Origin of the sequence: Pseudomonas sp. 11/12A (genome assembly GCF_000800055.1) — a bacterium.
GTDB lineage: Bacteria > Pseudomonadota > Gammaproteobacteria > Pseudomonadales > Pseudomonadaceae > Aquipseudomonas > Aquipseudomonas mohnii.
In genome coordinates this window covers 5535615-5551573 of the sequence record NZ_JUGV01000001.1, presented here as the reverse complement: position 1 = coordinate 5551573, position 15959 = coordinate 5535615, and the positions used below count along the sequence as shown (strand labels likewise).

The 15959-nt window shown below is 59.3% G+C and carries 16 protein-coding genes; 6 read left to right on the top strand and 10 right to left on the bottom strand.

The annotated features are described in order from the left end of the window. Nucleotides 1-34 precede the first annotated feature (34 nt). The 3 genes from GQ39_RS25500 to GQ39_RS25490 all read right to left on the bottom strand — a co-directional run bounded on the left by GQ39_RS25500 (nt 35) and on the right by GQ39_RS25490 (nt 2564). Nucleotides 35-808, bottom strand: coding sequence for a MetQ/NlpA family ABC transporter substrate-binding protein (locus GQ39_RS25500; protein WP_047535829.1), 774 nt, complete (start codon nt 806-808; stop codon nt 35-37). 74 nt (nt 809-882) lie between these two features. Beyond that, nucleotides 883-1557, bottom strand: a complete 675-nt coding sequence (locus tag GQ39_RS25495) for a methionine ABC transporter permease (protein ID WP_047535826.1) — start codon at nt 1555-1557, stop codon at nt 883-885. Continuing rightward, a complete protein-coding gene (locus tag GQ39_RS25490) occupies nt 1557-2564 on the bottom strand; it encodes a methionine ABC transporter ATP-binding protein (RefSeq protein ID WP_047535823.1) in 1008 nt (335 codons plus the stop codon). The genes GQ39_RS25495 and GQ39_RS25490 overlap by 1 nt, the downstream gene beginning before the upstream one ends. A 209-nt stretch (nt 2565-2773) precedes the next feature. On the opposite strand from GQ39_RS25490, the gene katE reads away from it, so the two are divergent. Next, nucleotides 2774-4912: a catalase HPII gene (katE, locus tag GQ39_RS25485; RefSeq protein WP_047535820.1), complete on the top strand. Its 2139-nt coding sequence runs from the start codon at nt 2774-2776 to the stop codon at nt 4910-4912. 105 nt (nt 4913-5017) lie between these two features. Here the strand turns inward: katE and GQ39_RS25480 are convergent, their stop codons facing one another. From GQ39_RS25480 to zur, 4 genes are read right to left on the bottom strand one after another with little or no spacing between them, the layout of a single operon-like run. Beyond that, complete coding sequence (locus GQ39_RS25480) at nt 5018-5734, bottom strand: PA5502 family lipoprotein (protein WP_047535818.1); 717 nt, start codon at nt 5732-5734, stop codon at nt 5018-5020. A 37-nt stretch (nt 5735-5771) separates the two neighbouring features. Continuing rightward, nucleotides 5772-6560, bottom strand: coding sequence for a zinc ABC transporter permease subunit ZnuB (gene znuB / locus GQ39_RS25475; protein ID WP_047535815.1), 789 nt, complete (start codon nt 6558-6560; stop codon nt 5772-5774). Further along, nucleotides 6553-7338, bottom strand: a complete 786-nt coding sequence (gene znuC, locus GQ39_RS25470; protein WP_047535813.1) for a zinc ABC transporter ATP-binding protein ZnuC — start codon at nt 7336-7338, stop codon at nt 6553-6555. The genes znuB and znuC overlap by 8 nt, the downstream gene beginning before the upstream one ends. Next, on the bottom strand, nt 7338-7820 hold the full coding sequence (gene zur / locus GQ39_RS25465; RefSeq protein WP_047535811.1) for a zinc uptake transcriptional repressor Zur: 483 nt from the start codon (nt 7818-7820) through the stop codon (nt 7338-7340). Before zur ends, znuC begins: the two co-directional genes overlap by 1 nt. Nucleotides 7821-7886: 66 nt before the next feature. Between zur and GQ39_RS25460 the strand changes: the two genes are divergently transcribed. Continuing rightward, on the top strand, nt 7887-8807 hold the full coding sequence (locus GQ39_RS25460) for a zinc ABC transporter substrate-binding protein (RefSeq protein ID WP_177329338.1): 921 nt from the start codon (nt 7887-7889) through the stop codon (nt 8805-8807). Nucleotides 8808-8852: 45 nt separating this feature from the next. On the opposite strand, the gene GQ39_RS25455 is transcribed toward GQ39_RS25460, so the two are convergent. Then, complete coding sequence (locus GQ39_RS25455; RefSeq protein WP_047535808.1) at nt 8853-9803, bottom strand: homoserine kinase; 951 nt, start codon at nt 9801-9803, stop codon at nt 8853-8855. 57 nt (nt 9804-9860) lie between these two features. Beyond that, on the bottom strand, nt 9861-10151 hold the full coding sequence (locus GQ39_RS25450; protein WP_047535807.1) for a DUF2782 domain-containing protein: 291 nt from the start codon (nt 10149-10151) through the stop codon (nt 9861-9863). A gap of 74 nt (nt 10152-10225) precedes the next feature. On the opposite strand from GQ39_RS25450, the gene polA reads away from it, so the two are divergent. Beyond that, nucleotides 10226-13030 (top strand): DNA polymerase I, encoded by a 2805-nt coding sequence (gene polA / locus GQ39_RS25445; protein WP_047535806.1) that lies wholly within the window; start codon nt 10226-10228, stop codon nt 13028-13030. A gap of 291 nt (nt 13031-13321) precedes the next feature. Here the strand turns inward: polA and yihA are convergent, their stop codons facing one another. Beyond that, nucleotides 13322-13963 (bottom strand): ribosome biogenesis GTP-binding protein YihA/YsxC, encoded by a 642-nt coding sequence (gene yihA / locus GQ39_RS25440; protein WP_047535804.1) that lies wholly within the window; start codon nt 13961-13963, stop codon nt 13322-13324. A 191-nt stretch (nt 13964-14154) separates the two neighbouring features. Here yihA and GQ39_RS25435 point away from each other — a divergent pair, with 191 nt between their 5' ends. The 3 genes from GQ39_RS25435 to dsbA all read left to right on the top strand — a co-directional run bounded on the left by GQ39_RS25435 (nt 14155) and on the right by dsbA (nt 15956). After that, a complete protein-coding gene (locus GQ39_RS25435) occupies nt 14155-14445 on the top strand; it encodes a c-type cytochrome (protein WP_047535803.1) in 291 nt (96 codons plus the stop codon). A 46-nt stretch (nt 14446-14491) separates the two neighbouring features. Further along, nucleotides 14492-15115 carry a c-type cytochrome gene (locus GQ39_RS25430; RefSeq protein WP_047535802.1) on the top strand — a complete coding sequence of 208 codons (624 nt, stop codon included), beginning with the start codon at nt 14492-14494 and terminating at the stop codon, nt 15113-15115. A 199-nt stretch (nt 15116-15314) separates the two neighbouring features. Beyond that, nucleotides 15315-15956 (top strand): thiol:disulfide interchange protein DsbA, encoded by a 642-nt coding sequence (gene dsbA / locus GQ39_RS25425; RefSeq protein WP_047535801.1) that lies wholly within the window; start codon nt 15315-15317, stop codon nt 15954-15956. Nucleotides 15957-15959 lie beyond the last annotated feature (3 nt).

The window sequence follows — 15959 nt, the reverse complement described above, 5'->3', positions numbered from 1 at the left end:
TCATGGCGTCCCCTTTTTCGTTGCTTTCAGCCAATCAGAACGCCGGCACCACCGCGCCTTTGTACTTCTCGAGAATGAATGCTTTCACTTCCGGGCTGTGCAGCGCAGCAACCAGTTTCTTCATCGCATCGCTGTCCTTGTCGTCCGGACGGGCAACGAGGATGTTCACGTAAGGCGAGTCGCTGCCTTCGATGACCAGTGCATCCTTGGCCGGATCGAGCTTGGCCTCCAACGCGTAGTTGGTGTTGATCAGGGCCAGGTCGACCTGGGTCAGCACGCGCGGGATGGTCGCGGCTTCCAGTTCACGGATTTTCAGGTCCTTGGTGTTTTCGGTGATGTCCTTGACGGTCGACAGGATGTTGTTCGAATCCTTCAACTTGATCAGGCCAGCCTTCGCCAGCAGCAGCAAGGCGCGACCGCCGTTGGTGGCGTCGTTCGGGATCACCACGTTTGCGCCGCCCGGCAGATCTTCCAGTTTTTTATGCTTGCTGGAGTAGGCGCCCAGCGGCTCCAGGTGTACACCGGCTACCGAAACCAGGTTAGTGCCCTTGGCCTTGTTGAATTCATCGAGGTACGGCTGGTGCTGGAAGAAGTTGGCATCCAGGCGTTTTTCCGCGACCTGCACGTTCGGCTGGATGTAGTCGGTGAAGACTTTGACCTTCAGGTCCACGCCTTCTTTGGCCAGGGCCGGTTTAACGAATTCGAGGATTTCCGCGTGTGGAACCGGGGTCGCCGCGACCGTCAGGGTGTCGGCAGCGTGAGCGGAAAAAGCTGCAACAGCAGCGAATGCGACGAGTAGTTTTTTCATTCAGCTAACTCCTTGTGGATACTCGCTTGCGACGCCTGAAACCAGCGCCTGCCAGCCAATGGCCAGTTCATTGATCATTTACGGGAAAAGTGGACAACCAGTTTGTCGCCGACGGTTTGCAGTACCTGAACCAGTACCAGCAGTAAAATCACGGTGACCACCATCACATCAGTTTGAAAACGCTGGTAACCGAAACGAATCGCCAGGTCACCTAGCCCACCCGCACCGACCACACCCGCCATCGCCGTGTAGGACACCAGTGTAATCGCTGTCACCGTAATCGCCGCGAAGATGCCCGGACGGGCTTCAGGCAGCAACGCATTGGTGATGATCTGCCGCGTCGTCGCGCCCATGGACTGGGTCGCTTCGATGATGCCGCGATCCACTTCACGCAACGCGGTTTCCACCAGTCGCGCGAAGAACGGCGTGGCGCCCACCACCAGAGGCGGAATCGCACCGGCGACACCGAGGGAAGTACCAGTGATCAACACGGTGAACGGAATCATCACGATCAGCAAAATGATGAACGGCAGCGAGCGCAGGATGTTCACCACCAGCGACAACATCGCGTAAATGCCTTTGGCTTCCAGCAACTGACGCGGGCTGCAGAGGAACAACAACACACCCAGCGGCAGACCCAACAATACGGTGAACAACAGCGAACCACCGAGCATCAGCAAGGTGTCACCGGTGGCCAGCCAGATTTCGAACCAGTCGATATTGGCGAAGAAACTTGTCAGGGCTTCCATCAACGCAGCACCTCCATGTGGACGTCGGCGGCGCTGAAGCGGGCGAAGGCCGCCTCCATGTCACCACCGGTCACGGCCAGGGTCAGTTGCCCGTAGGGAATGTCTTTGATGCGATCGATACGACCGGCGAGGATGCTGTAGTCCACACCCGTTTCCCGCGCGACGGTACCCAGCAGCGGCGCGTAGGTCGCTTCACCCTGGAAGGTCAGACGCAGGATGCGCCCCGGTACGTGAGCGAAATCATCGCGCTGTTCGCTTTCGTCGATTTGCTCGTCTTCTTGCACGAAGCGCTTGGTGGTCGGGTGCTTCGGATGCAGGAACACCTCGGCCACCGAGCCTTGCTCGACGATCACGCCAGCGTCCATCACCGCCACCTGGTCACAGACACGACGGATAACATCCATCTCATGGGTAATCAGCACAATGGTCAGCTTCAGCTCGCGATTGATTTCGGCCAGCAATTGCAGAACCGAGGCCGTGGTCTGTGGGTCCAGGGCACTGGTGGCTTCGTCGCACAGCAGGATTTTCGGCTTGGTCGCCAGGGCGCGGGCAATGCCGACACGCTGCTTTTGACCACCAGACAATTGCGCCGGGAACTTTTTGGCGTGGTCGGACAAACCGACCCGGGCCAGCAATTCGGCCACACGCCGATCGATGTCAGCACGCGACAGCTCACCGGCCAGAGTCAGTGGCAGCGCGACGTTGTCGGCAACGGTCTTGGACGCCAGCAAATTGAAATGCTGGAAGATCATCCCGACCTGTTGACGGAAACGGCGCAAACCGTTGGCGTCGAGCGCCGTGACTTCTTCGCCATCAACGATGATCTTGCCGCCACTGGAGCTTTCCAGGCGATTGATTAGGCGCAGCAGGGTACTTTTTCCCGCACCGGAGTGGCCGATCAGGCCAAAGACCTGACCGTTCTCAATCGTCAGACTGGTCGGGTGCAGGGCGGGAATTTCCTTACCGGCGACGCGGTAGGTTTTATGGACGTTTTGAAACTCGATCACGTAGCGAACCTTGTGGGGCGCGTTAGAAAAGGATCAGCGGTTAGCCGGGCGCGCATTTTAGCCTGTCCGTATAGAGGTTCTTAGCATTTATTTCGCATTCAACCAGCCATTTGGCAATAACGCGATCAAAGGTCAGATAAAGGGAACGGTCAAAAACGTCATCAGTCACTACTTAAGCCACTCGAAAATAGCCCGAGGAGTTATGCCTGATGAGTACCAAGAAGCCTGCCGCCCCCAAGAGCGCACTGGCCGGGACCGATACCCTGGACCGCAGCAACACCAACGCCAAACTCGATAGCCTGGAAAAATTCCGCTCCGACGCCACCGATCAGGCCTTGCGCACCAATCAGGGCGTGAAGGTGGCGGACAATCAAAACACCCTGAAGGCCGGGGCCCGCGGGCCTTCGCTGCTGGAAGACTTCATCATGCGTGAAAAAATCACGCACTTTGACCATGAACGCATTCCCGAGCGCATCGTTCACGCTCGAGGCACGGGTGCCCATGGCTTCTTTCAGTCCTACGAGAACCATAGCGTGCTGACCAAGGCGGGTTTCCTGCAGGACCCAAGCCAAAAAACGCCGGTATTCGTTCGTTTTTCCACCGTGCAAGGCCCTCGTGGATCGGGCGACACGGTCCGTGATGTACGAGGCTTCGCGGTGAAGTTTTTCACCGACGAAGGCAACTTCGATCTGGTGGGCAACAACATGCCGGTGTTTTTCATTCAGGACGCCATCAAGTTTCCTGACTTCGTGCATGCGGTGAAACCCGAACCCCACAATGAGATACCCACCGGCGGCTCGGCCCACGATACGTTCTGGGACTTTGTCTCGTTGCAGCCGGAATCGGCGCACATGGTGATCTGGGCCATGTCCGACCGGGCGATCCCGAAAAGCCTGCGCAGCATGCAGGGTTTCGGCGTTCACACTTTCCGCCTGATCAATGCCGAAGGAAAATCACGCTTCGTCAAATTCCACTGGCGCCCCACGGCCGGGACTTGTTCGCTGGTGTGGGATGAAGCGCAGAAACTGGCGGGCAAGGACACCGACTACCACCGTCGCGACCTCTGGGAATCCATCGAGATGGGGGACTACCCGGAATGGGAACTCGGCGTACAGGTCATCGAGGAAGAAAACGAACATGCCTTCGATTTCGACATTCTCGACCCCACCAAGCTGATTCCGGAAGAGCTGGTCCCCATCACACCGCTGGGCAAAATGGTGCTCAATCGCAACCCCGATAACTTCTTTGCCGAAACCGAGCAGGTCGCTTTCTGTCCGGGCCACATTGTGCCGGGAATCGATTTCTCCAACGATCCGCTGCTGCAAGGCCGGCTGTTTTCCTACACCGATACGCAGATCAGCCGACTCGGCGGACCGAACTTTCACGAGATTCCCATCAACCGTCCGGTCACGCCGTTCCACAACGGCCAGCGGGATGCGTTGCACCGCACCACGATTGATAAGGGCCGCGCGTCCTACGAACCAAACTCAATCGACGGCGGCTGGCCGAAAGAAACACCACCCGCCGCGCAGGACGGTGGTTTCGAGACGTATCCTGAACGCATCGATGCCAACAAGATTCGTCAGCGCAGCGAGTCGTTCAGCGACCACTTCTCCCAGGCTCGGCTGTTTTTCCACAGCATGAGCAAGCATGAGCAGGAGCACATCATCTCGGCGTACAGCTTCGAGCTGGGCAAGGTTGAACGGGAGTTCATCCGCGCACGGCAAGTGAACGAGATCCTCGCCAACATCGACCTGGAACTGGCCAAGCGCGTGGCGCAGAACCTGGGCTTGCCGGCACCGAAGGCCGGAACGGTCGATGTGCCGAAGATTTCTCTGGAGCGTTCGCCTGCCCTGAGCCAGGCCAATCTGCTACCGGGCAATATCAAGACGCGAAAAGTCGCCATCCTTGCAGCCAACGGTGTCGATGGCGCGGCCATTGATGCCATGAAGAAAGCGCTGGAAGCGGAAGGTGCGCACGCCAAACTGCTTGGCCCGACTTCCGCCCCCGTGACGACCGCCGATGGCAAGGCATTGCCAGTGGATGCATCCATGGAAGGTTTGCCTTCAGTGGCGTTCGACGCGGTGTTCGTGCCGGGTGGAGCCCCATCGATCAAAGCCTTGAGCGCGGACGGCGTGGCCCTGCATTACCTGCTCGAAGCCTACAAACACTTGAAAGCGATCGCGCTGCATGGCGAAGCAAAACAATTGCTGGATGTGTTGAAGCTGGAGACCGACGCGGGGTTGATCGTTGGCGCGGATGCGAAGCTGATCAAACCGTTTTTTGCGGCCATCGGGCAGCATCGGGTTTGGGACAGGGAGCCGAAGGCCAAGGCTGTTCCGGCCTGATAATTTATAGCGATTGAAAGGCCGTCATCGCGAGCAAGCTCGCTCCTATAGTTGATTTGCAGTGAATACAAATCGAACGTGGGAGCGAGCTTGCTCGCGATGCTTTTAAGGTTTGCGAGGACTGAGCACCATCTGCGCCGGAACGCTGCGCAGGATCTGCCGCTCCAGCTTCAGATCGAACTCCGGATCGAGTTTCTTCACCCGCTTGCTCAGCAAATTCGCCAACCAGGGATAATCATCAGTACGCGGAGCCTGAATGCTCACATCACACTGAAAATTCACCACATCGGCGGCGATAGCGTCCAGTTGTCGACGCAATTTGCCCATATCGTTGATATTCAGCGCAACCGTGGTGCTTTCAGCCGTGGGGTCGATGACCTTGGCTTTTGGCTGGGCTTCGGCTGCCTGCAGAGCAGCTTCGGCCTTTTCCAGTTCAGCCTTGCGCGCCTGGGCGATGGCGCCATTGACCCCACCAGCCAGCGCCGGCGCCTTGGGCATGAGCGCACGGGCACGACTCAGGGCGGTGGCTGCGGCGTTTACATCACCTTTTTGCAACACGATCTGACTGCGCATCAAATAGGCTTCAGCCAGTTGACGCTGGTATTGCTCAAGGGATTGATCGTTGGGCGATTCGGCCTGCAACGCAGCCAGTTGATCTTCCGCCGTGGCCAGTTCGCTGCTGGCCAGACTTTGCTCAAGCTGTGCAATGGCGGCGGCCCGCGCATCGGGGGCTTCGGTGGCCGCCGGTGGCGTGCTTTGGCAAGCGCCCAGTAGCACGGAAAATGCGACAAGGAGCAGATAACGGGAGGCGAACGACTTCATTCCTGCGACTCTCTATTTGCGCAAAAAACGAGCAAGTCTACACCCCTCGACGGGGCAGAACAAAACTCAGCAGAAACAGCGCAGCGGCTGTCACCACAATTGACGGGCCGGCCGGGGTGTCCTTGAACCAGGACAACGCCAATCCGCCACACACGGCGAGTATGCCCAGCAGGCTCGCACCCAGTGCCATCTGTTCCGGTGAGCGGGCGTGACGCTGTGCCGCAGCCGCCGGGATGATCAGCAACGAAGTGATCAACAACACACCGACAATTTTCATCGCCACGGCAATCACCACGGCGATCAACAGCATCAGCGCCATGCGTAATCCGGCTACGGGCAAGCCCTCGACCCTGGCCAGCTCCTCATGCACGGTGATGGCCAACAACGGCCGCCACAAGGCTACCAGCAGCGCCAGAACGGCCGCGCTACCACCCAGGATCCAGGCCAGATCGGTCGGGCTGATCGCCAGCAGGTCGCCGAACAAATACGCCATCAGATCGATCCGCACTTCGTGCATGAAGCTTAGTACCACCAGGCCCAGAGAGAGCGTGCTGGGTGCGAGAATTCCCAAAAGCGTGTCAGACGCCAGCGGCTGACGCTGTTGCAAAGTCACCAGCAACACCGCCAACAGCAAGCAGCCCACGGTCACCGCAACGGTCGGACTGACATCCAGCAAAAACCCCAACGCCACGCCCAGCAGGGCCGCGTGGGACAAGGTGTCGCCAAAATAAGCCATGCGCCGCCAGACAACGAAGGAACCCAGAGGCCCCGCGACTACCGCCAGGGCCAGACCTGCAAGCAGGGCGTAGAGCAGAAAATCAGCCATGCTTGCAGCTATCTCCATGGACATGGGTATGGCCCGATCCGGGCGCCTTGACCACCGAGCCATGCAGATCGTGGGCGTGGTCGTGATGGTGGTGATAAATCGCCAGGCTTTGTGCGTTTTTTCCGAACAGCTCGACGAAGGCCGGATCGCCGCTGACCTGCTCAGGGTGACCGGAACAGCAAACGTGGCGATTGAGGCAAACCACCTGGTCAGTGGTGCTCATCACCAGATGCAAGTCGTGCGACACCATCAATACTCCGCAACCGTGACGGTCACGCAGACGGGTAATCAGGCCATAGAGTTCGGCCTGACCGGCCACATCGACACCTTGCACCGGTTCGTCGAGCACCAGCAGTTCCGGCTCGCGCAACAAGGCCCGGGCCAGCAAGACACGCTGCATTTCACCGCCGGAAACACTTTGCACCGGGCTGTCGATCACCTGCTCGGCACCGACTTCCTTGAGGGCCGCCAGGGCCATCGCGCGGTCCACGCCCGGCACCAGACGCAAGAAGCGCAGAACCGAGAGCGGCAGTGTCGGATCGACGTGAAGTTTTTGCGGCATGTAACCGATGCGCAGTTTCGGCTTGCGCCAGACGCTGCCACTGTCCGGCTTCAACAGACCGAGCACGGCGCGCACCAACGTCGTCTTGCCGGCGCCATTGGGGCCGATCAAGGTGACGATCTGGCCCGGCTCGACGCTCAGCTCGATGTTATCCAGCACACTTTGCCCGGCAAACGTGACGGCAACCTGCTCGAGGCGGATCAGCGCGTTGCTCATCACGCCCCCTGACAACCAGAGCAAAGACCGATCACTTCGACGGTCTGGCCTTCAACGACAAACCCGACATCCTGGGCGCTGGCGATGATCGCATCGCTGATGGACTTCTGTTCGAGCTCGATCGCCGCGTGACAGTCGCGGCAAATCAGGAACTGGCCCTGATGCGCGTGCTCCGGGTGATTGCAGCCGATGAAGGCGTTGAGCGAGGAGATCCGGTGAACCAGGCCGTTCTCCAATAGAAAATCCAGCGCCCGGTACACGGTCGGTGGCGCGGCGCGGCGGCCGTCCTGCTCACTCAGCACCGCGAGAATGTCGTACGCGCCCAGCGGCTTGTGGCTTTGCCACACCAGTTCCAGCACCCGCCGGCGCAAGGCGGTCAAGCGCAGGCCCTGACGAGCGCATAGCGCATCGGCCTCGGACAAAGCGCTGTGAACGCAATGAGAGTGGTCGTGGGGACGGCTGGCAATCGGTGTTTTAGGCATGAGCGGCGACGCGTATGGTGAGAGACGTTATTATGTTACCCGTTCTCGCCTCTTCGAGTGGTCATCGTGTCCCGACTTTTTTCTGTTTTTGTCGCATTTATCGCCAGTTTTCTGCTGATCGGTTCGGCCCACGCCGAAGTCAAAGTCCTCACCAGCATCAAGCCGCTGCAATTGATTGCCACTGCGGTGCAGGACGGCGTGGCGATTCCGGAAGTACTGCTGCCGCCAGGAGCCTCACCGCATAACTATGCCTTGCGCCCTTCCGACGTACGAAAAGTGCAATCGGTGGATCTGCTGTACTGGATCGGCCCGGACATGGAAGGTTTCCTGCCACGCGTGCTGAACGGTCGTACGCTGCCGAGCGTCGCCGTTCAGGATCTGCCGGGCATGAAGCTGCGCCGTTTCGCCGAAGATAGCCACTCGCATGCCGAAGATGCCGACGAGCATGATCACGATCACCGACCCGGCAGCCTGGACGCACATTTGTGGCTATCGCCGATCAACGCCCGTGTCATCGCGGCGAAAATGGCGGCTGACCTCAGTGCCGCCGATCCCGCCAACGCTGCGCGCTATCAAAGCAATCTCAAGGCGTTCGATGAACGTCTCGATGCGCTGGATCTGCGCCTGAAGAAACGTCTGGCCGGCATTGAAGGCAAACCTTACTTCGTGTTCCACGAAGCCTTCGATTACTTCGAGGACGCTTATGGGCTCAAGCACACCGGAGTTTTCAGTGTTGCAGCCGAAGTGCAGCCCGGCGCCCAGCATGTCGCGGCGATGCGCGCGCGGCTGCAGGAAGTGGGCAAGACCTGTGTGTTCAGCGAACCGCCGCTGCGTCCGCGCCTGGCGGAAACCCTGGTGGCCGGGCTGCCGGTGAAACTGGCGGAACTGGATGCGCTGGGCGGATACACGCCCGCGACTGCCCAGGGGTATGAGCAGGTAATGGAAAAATTGGGCAATGACCTGGCAGGCTGCCTGGAGTCGCTATAAGTGACGCGAAACCAGTGGTGAGGGGGCTTACCCCCTCACTACCCATCAAAGAGCGAAAGGCAGCGGCGTACTGACCTTCTGGCGCTGCGCCAACCGCAACTGAAACTCCATCGGATCATGAATCAACACGTCCTGCCCGGCGAACGACTCCGCCGCGATCAGGCGTGACAGCCAGAAGCGCACGCAAGCCACCCGCAGCATGGTCGGCCATAGCTCGGCTTCGGCAGCAGTGAATGGCCGCAGGGCCGCATAAGCCCCCAACAAAGCCCGGGCGCGTGGCCCATCGATCAACCCCTCTTCGTCCGAACACCAGTCATTCAAGGCAATCGCCACGTCGTAGAGCATCGGCCCCGAACAGGCGTTGTAGAAGTCGATCAATCCGGTCAGGTGCGTACCTTCGAACATCGCGTTATCGCGGAACAGATCGGCGTGGATGTTGGCTCGCGGCAGCGCCAGAATTTTCTCTTTTTGCCGGGTGATTTCTTCCAGTGCCCGTTGCAGCAGGTCTTTCTGCTCGGCATTCAGGTGCGACAGGAACTGCGTACCCTCTTCCAGCATCCAGTCGAGGCCGCGATCAGTTTTGCGCTTGATCATGTTGGCTTGGGTCGCCAAGTGCAGGTGACCGAGCAGCTCGCCGACTTGCGCGCAATGTTGCGCATTGGCTTCCTTGATGTGCTTGCCGGCCAGGCGCGGTTGCAACAGCGCTGGCTTGCCGGCCAGTTCGCGCAGGGCAACACCGTCGGTGGTGCGCAAGGCGTAAGGCACCGGCAAATCGGCTTCGTGCAGCACGTCGAGCAGCTCGATGAAGAACGGCATCTCCTGGACCGGGCCACGCTCGACCAGGGTCAGGACGAATTCGCCCTGCTCCAGGCTGATAAAGAAATTGGTGTTTTCGCTACCGGCGGCAATCCCCTGGAAATCAAGCAGGCGGCCGAGGCCATAAGGGGCGAGAAAAGCTTCCAGCTCGGGCCGAGCCAGGGGAGTGAACACAGACATGTTTAAACTGCCAGTACGGGCGCCGCCAGTGGGCCAGCGCCAATTGAAATTAAGAAACTATTTCCACTCAAAGATCTTCCACGCCGGAATCAGCATATCCGGCTGATCCGAGCGGATGTAGTTTGCATCGGTGCCATCGGCACGCACAAGAAAGTACGGCTTACCCAACTTCGGCGTGACCTTGATGGCATACAAGAAACCATTCTGCCGATATTCCTGAATGGTTTTATCGCCTTCCGTGCGAATGGTTACTTCCGGATCTGCGGAAGGCGCATTGTCCGCCGCCATGGCGGCTAATGGAGCGATCGCAAACAAGCCAGCCAGCAACAGGCGATTGAGTGTGCACATGATAACCTTGTCCCTTTGTCGTCAACGGTCCCGCTATTCTAGCGCCGGACCCGCCGAAAAGGTTGATCCTGCTCATGAGCCAAGCTCCCCTCGTCCTGGTGGACGGTTCTTCTTACCTGTACCGCGCCTTTCACGCGCTGCCGCCACTGACCACGTCCAAAGGCCTGCCGACCGGTGCGGTCAAGGGCGTACTGAACATGCTCAAGAGCCTGCGCAAGCAATACCCGGACAGTCCGTTCGCCGTGGTGTTCGATGCCAAGGGCGGGACATTTCGCGATGACCTGTACGCCGAATACAAGGCCAACCGTCCGAGCATGCCCGACGACATGCGTGTGCAGATCGAGCCGCTGCACCAGAGCGTGATCGCTCTGGGCTTCCCGCTCCTGTGCGTTGATGGCGTCGAAGCCGATGACGTGATTGGCACGCTGGCCCGCAGCAGCGCAGCCGCCAACCGTCCGGTGATCATCTCCACCGGCGACAAGGACATGGCGCAACTGGTCGACGGCCACATTACCTTGGTCAACACCATGACCGGTAGCAGCATGGACGTGGAGGGCGTGAAGGAGAAATTCGGCGTCGCTCCCGAGCAGATCATCGATTATCTGGCGCTCATGGGCGATTCTTCCGACAACATTCCGGGAGTTCCGGGCATCGGTCCGAAGACCGCTTCCGGCCTGCTGGTCGGGGTCAATGGCGGGTTGACCGAGCTCTACGCGCAGCTCGATATCGTACCGACCCTGCCGATCCGGGGCGCCAAGACCCTGCCGGCCAAGCTCGAAGAGCACAAGGAAATGGCGTTCCTGTCCTATCAACTGGCGACCATCAAGGTCGACGTGCCGCTGGATATCGGCCTCGACGACCTGCAAATGGGTGCCGAAGATCCGGAAAAACTTTACGAGCTCTACAGCCTGCTGGAGTTCAAGAGCTGGTTGAACGATCTGCAACGCGACGCCAAGCGTATCGAACTGAGCGCTGCCGCCGAGCCAGAGCCGCTCGCCGATCTGTTCAGCGCCGCCAACGCCGAAGCGCCAGCGGTCACCTCCGAAACCCGGTACGAAACCGTTCTTGATCAAGCACGGTTCGACGTGTGGCTAGAGAAACTGCACAACGCCAAACTGTTCGCCTTCGACACCGAAACCACCGGCGTCGATGCGCAACAGGCGCAACTGGTGGGCCTGTCGTTCGCCGTGCAGGCCAACGAAGCGGCCTACATCCCACTGACCCACTCCTACATCGGCGTGCCCGAGCAACTGGACCGCGACACAGTCCTGCGCGCCCTCAAGCCGATTCTGGAAGACCCGAACAAACTCAAGGTCGGCCAACACGCCAAGTTCGACATGAATATCCTGGCCAACTGCGCCATCGGTGGCGATCAGGCCAACGGCATCACCGTTCGCGGCGTCGCCTTCGACACCATGCTTGAGTCCTACGTGCTCAACTCCACGGCGACCCGCCATGACATGGACAGCCTGGCGCTGAAGTACCTGGATCACACCACCGTGAGTTTCCAGGACATCGCCGGTAAAGGTGCCAAGCAGCTGACGTTCGACCAGATTGCCCTCGAGCAGGCCGGGCCTTACGCTGCCGAGGACGCCGACATCACTTTGCGCCTGCACCAGGCGCTGTTCGAGAAACTCACCGCTATCCCGAGCCTGGCCAGCGTGCTGACCGACATCGAAATCCCGTTGGTGCCGGTGCTGGCGCGCATCGAACGCCAAGGGGCTTTTGTCGATGCCGCCCTGCTGGGCGTGCAAAGCATCGAACTGGGCGACAAGATGGTAGCGCTGGAGCGCGAAGCCTTTGAGATCGCCGGCGAAGAGTTCAACCTCGGTTCGCCCAAGCAGCTGGGGACCATCCTCTACGAGAAGCTCGGTCTGCCGGTGCTGAAGAAGACCGCCAAGGGCCAGCCATCCACCGCCGAGGAAGTACTGGCCAAACTGGCCGAGGACGACTATCGCCTGCCGAAAGTGCTGATGGAATACCGTTCCATGAGCAAGCTGAAAAGCACCTATACCGATCGCCTACCGGAGCAAATCAACCCGCGTACCGGGCGCATCCATACGTCTTACCATCAGGCGGTGGCGTCCACTGGACGCCTGTCCTCCAGCGATCCGAACCTGCAGAACATTCCGGTGCGCACCGCTGAGGGGCGTCGCATCCGCCAGGCTTTCGTGGCCCCGGCCGGTTACAAGTTGCTGGCGGCGGACTACTCGCAGATCGAGTTGCGGATCATGGCTCACCTGTCCCGCGATGAAGGCTTGATGAACGCCTTCCGTCACAATCTGGACGTGCACACCGCGACCGCCGCCGAAGTGTTCAAGGTCGAACTGGCCGACGTCACTTCCGACCAGCGCCGCAGCGCCAAGGCGATCAACTTCGGCCTGATCTACGGCATGGGCGCGCAAAAGCTCGGCAAGGACATTGGCGTGGACACCAAGACCGCCAAGGCCTACATCGATACTTACTTCGCCCGTTACCCCGGCGTTCGCCAATACATGGACCGCACCCGCGCCCAGGCGGCGGATCAAGGGTATGTGGAGACGTTCTTCGGGCGGCGGCTATACCTGCCAGAGATCAACTCCAACAAGCCGCAGGAACGCGCCGCCGCTGAACGCACAGCGATCAACGCACCGATGCAAGGCACGGCAGCGGACATCATCAAGAAAGCCATGGTCGCGGTGGATAACTGGCTGGCCACATCCGGCCTCGATGCCAAAGTCATCCTGCAAGTGCACGATGAACTGGTGCTTGAGGTGCGTGAAGACCTGGTCGAACAGGTCAGCGAGGAAATTCGCCTGCACATGAGTGGCGCGGCGAAGCTGGACGTTCCATTGCTGGTGGAAGTGGGCGTGGGCAACAACTGGGATGAGGCTCACTGAGCCTTCTGACGAGACACTGCTCTCCTGCTGCGGCGAAGTGCCGCAGCAGAGCACGCGAAGGGTGATTATTCCGGAAGGCACTTAGGGTTATTCCAAAGGCATTCGAAAAAAATCTGAACTAATCGGCCAAAACACCACTCAGAGTTACTGAATGGCTGGTGAAGCCCTTCGATGCTCCTATGTTGTGTTAAGTGTTGGCAGATATCTGGACCCCGCCCTAGCGGTCTAGAACTTGAACCCCGGACCTTCCCCCTCCCCATAGAAGTCCGGGGTTTTTTTTGCCTGCAGCTTTTACTCGGCCGCTTCGGCGCCCTTGTCCGCCAGCTCCATCCAGTCCGCCAGTACAGTGTAGGCGTCTTCCAGGCCCATGCGTTTTGGCGCCGAAAAAAGCTGAATGGTCACGGCATCGCCCCAACCCTTGCGGATCTCCGACTGCACTTTGAGTAGCGTGTTCTTGGCGGCACCGTAAGTGAGCTTGTCCGCTTTGGTCAGCAGGATATGCATGGGCATGCCGCTGGCGACGGCCCAATCGAGCATCAGCAGGTCGAAGTCGGTCATTGGATGACGGATATCCATCATCAGAATCAGCCCCTTCAGGCTTTCGCGGCTGCCCAGATACGCTTCCAGGTGACGCTGCCAGTGCTGCTTGAGCGGAATGGGTACTTTTGCGTATCCGTAGCCTGGCAGGTCGACCAGACGGCGTTCATCGTCTAGCTTGAAGAAGTTCAACAACTGTGTGCGACCCGGCGTTTTCGAGGTTCGCGCCAGGCTCGCGTGAGTCAGGGTGTTAAGCGCACTGGACTTGCCGGCGTTGGAACGACCGGCGAAGGCCACTTCAAAGCCTTCGTCATCCGGACATTGGTCGACTTTGGCGGCGCTGAGCATGAAGGTGGACTGTTGGCACAGACCGAGGATGGGGTTCTTGAGTTGCATGGGATTTCCGATGTGGGCGGCGCCTGGAATGGGCGCGGCAAGCGGTGTCGCTTCCGTTTCACTGACGCCAGTATATAATGCCGCAGATTTTGTGTGCGCTTTGTCCCAGCGTAGGATGAAGTTCATGAGAGCGATAGACCTTGATTGCGCATTAGAACGCAACACGCTCTCAACCCTGAAAAGGTCGTTTTATGACGAAATGGCTGCTAGTTGCCGGTGTCTTGATGCCGCTTTACAGCGCTCAGGCTACACAGGATCCGGAAGCTGTGTACAACCGTGTTTGTGGTGCCTGTCATTCCGGCCAACTACCCATGGCGCCCCGCAAGGGCGATCAGGCAGCTTGGACGCCGAGGTTGGCGAAAGGTATGGAGACGCTGGTGCAACACGTGACCCAGGGTTTCAAGGCGATGCCGCCGCGTGGTTTGTGCATGGACTGCAGTGCCGAGGATTACCAGGCCATCATCCATTGGATGAGCGAGTGATCCCGGTCCATAACTCTTTAACCCTTAGCCGTAGTTGGATTAGCTGATGAACAAATTGATCGTGAGTCTGCTGTTGACCGTGGGGATCTCCGGCATTGCCCATGCTGCAGGTGAGCCAGTAAAACCTGGTGACGCCACTGCAGGCCAGGCAAAAGCCGCCGTATGTGGTGCCTGTCATGGCCCGGATGGCAACAGCATGGCGCCTAACTTTCCGAAGCTGGCCGGCCAGGGCGAACGCTACCTGACCAAGCAACTGCACGACATCAAGTCGGGCAAGCGCACGGTTCTGGAAATGACGGGCCTGCTGACCAACCTGAGCGATCAGGACCTGGCCGATATCGCTGCCTATTTCTCCAGCCAGAAAGGCAGTGTCGGTGCCGCCGATGAGAAACTTGTGGCTCGCGGTCAGGATTTGTTCCGTGGCGGCAAAGTGGATCAGGGCATGCCCGCGTGCACCGGGTGCCACTCGCCTAATGGCGCGGGTAACGCGGCAGCCGGCTTCCCGCACCTGGGCGGTCAGCATGCTCAATACGTGACCAAGCAACTGACTGACTTCCGTGAAGGTAACCGTACGAACGACGGCGACACCATGGTCATGCGCAGTATTGCCGCGAAGCTCAGCAACAAAGACATCGAAGCGGTGTCCAGCTACATTCAGGGCCTGCACTAAGACCGGCGAATCGGGCGTTGCGCAGGGCGTCTATCGCCTGCCACGTTAACGCTCGATTAATCCGTCGCAGCAAGTATAAAAAGGGTGGCTTTGGCCGCCCTTTTTTGTGGCCGCTGCCGTTACACTACAGAACTCAAGCCCGCCAGAACCTGTCTGAAAACAGGTCGCGCGTGGCGATAAATTTGTCCAGGAGTAAAGCATGCGTAATCTGATCATCAGCGCCGCACTCGTCGCTGCCAGCCTGTTCGGCATGACTGCCCAGGCCGCCGAAGCCCCCGTTACCCCTTATGTCGAACTGACTAATCCGGTTCCGGTTGCCGTGCCTGGCAAGATCGAAGTGGTGGAGCTGTTCTGGTACGGCTGCCCGCATTGCTACGCCTTCGAGCCAGTGATCAATCCGTGGGTCGAAAAACTGCCGTCCGACGTGAATTTCGTACGTATCCCGGCCATGTTCGGTGGCCCATGGGACGCCCACGGCCAAATGTTCCTGACCCTTGAAGCCATGGGCGTCGAGCACAAGGTGCACGCTGCGGTGTTCAATGCCATCCAGAAAGAACACAAAAAGCTGACCGACAAGAATGACATGGCGGACTTCCTGGCCACCCAGGGCGTAGACAAGGACAAGTTCCTGGCCACCTTCGACTCCTTCGCCATCAAGGGCAAGATCGTCCAGGCCCGCGAACTGGCCAAGAAATATGAAATCACCGGCGTGCCAACCCTGATCGTCAACGGCAAGTATCGCTTTGACGTGGGTTCTGCCGGTGGTGCCGAACAGGCTCTGCAACTGGCCGACAAACTGGTCGACAAAGAGCGAGCCGCCAATAAGGCTGCTGCCAACTAAGCG

What these genes read in the sequence shown, in the direction of transcription:
- dsbA (WP_047535801.1), top strand. Translation starts at nt 15,315, where the DNA reads ATGCGTAATCTGATCATCAGCGCCGCACTCGTCGCTGCCAGCCTGTTC.
- GQ39_RS25480 (WP_047535818.1), bottom strand. Translation starts at nt 5,734, where the DNA reads ATGAAGTCGTTCGCCTCCCGTTATCTGCTCCTTGTCGCATTTTCCGTG.
- GQ39_RS25500 (WP_047535829.1), bottom strand. Translation starts at nt 808, where the DNA reads ATGAAAAAACTACTCGTCGCATTCGCTGCTGTTGCAGCTTTTTCCGCT.
- yihA (WP_047535804.1), bottom strand. Translation starts at nt 13,963, where the DNA reads ATGCAACTCAAGAACCCCATCCTCGGTCTGTGCCAACAGTCCACCTTC.
- GQ39_RS25455 (WP_047535808.1), bottom strand. Translation starts at nt 9,803, where the DNA reads ATGTCTGTGTTCACTCCCCTGGCTCGGCCCGAGCTGGAAGCTTTTCTC.
- polA (WP_047535806.1), top strand. Translation starts at nt 10,226, where the DNA reads ATGAGCCAAGCTCCCCTCGTCCTGGTGGACGGTTCTTCTTACCTGTAC.
- zur (WP_047535811.1), bottom strand. Translation starts at nt 7,820, where the DNA reads ATGCCTAAAACACCGATTGCCAGCCGTCCCCACGACCACTCTCATTGC.
- znuC (WP_047535813.1), bottom strand. Translation starts at nt 7,338, where the DNA reads ATGAGCAACGCGCTGATCCGCCTCGAGCAGGTTGCCGTCACGTTTGCC.
- katE (WP_047535820.1), top strand. Translation starts at nt 2,774, where the DNA reads ATGAGTACCAAGAAGCCTGCCGCCCCCAAGAGCGCACTGGCCGGGACC.
- znuB (WP_047535815.1), bottom strand. Translation starts at nt 6,560, where the DNA reads ATGGCTGATTTTCTGCTCTACGCCCTGCTTGCAGGTCTGGCCCTGGCG.
- GQ39_RS25430 (WP_047535802.1), top strand. Translation starts at nt 14,492, where the DNA reads ATGAACAAATTGATCGTGAGTCTGCTGTTGACCGTGGGGATCTCCGGC.
- GQ39_RS25435 (WP_047535803.1), top strand. Translation starts at nt 14,155, where the DNA reads ATGACGAAATGGCTGCTAGTTGCCGGTGTCTTGATGCCGCTTTACAGC.
- GQ39_RS25450 (WP_047535807.1), bottom strand. Translation starts at nt 10,151, where the DNA reads ATGTGCACACTCAATCGCCTGTTGCTGGCTGGCTTGTTTGCGATCGCT.
- GQ39_RS25495 (WP_047535826.1), bottom strand. Translation starts at nt 1,557, where the DNA reads ATGGAAGCCCTGACAAGTTTCTTCGCCAATATCGACTGGTTCGAAATC.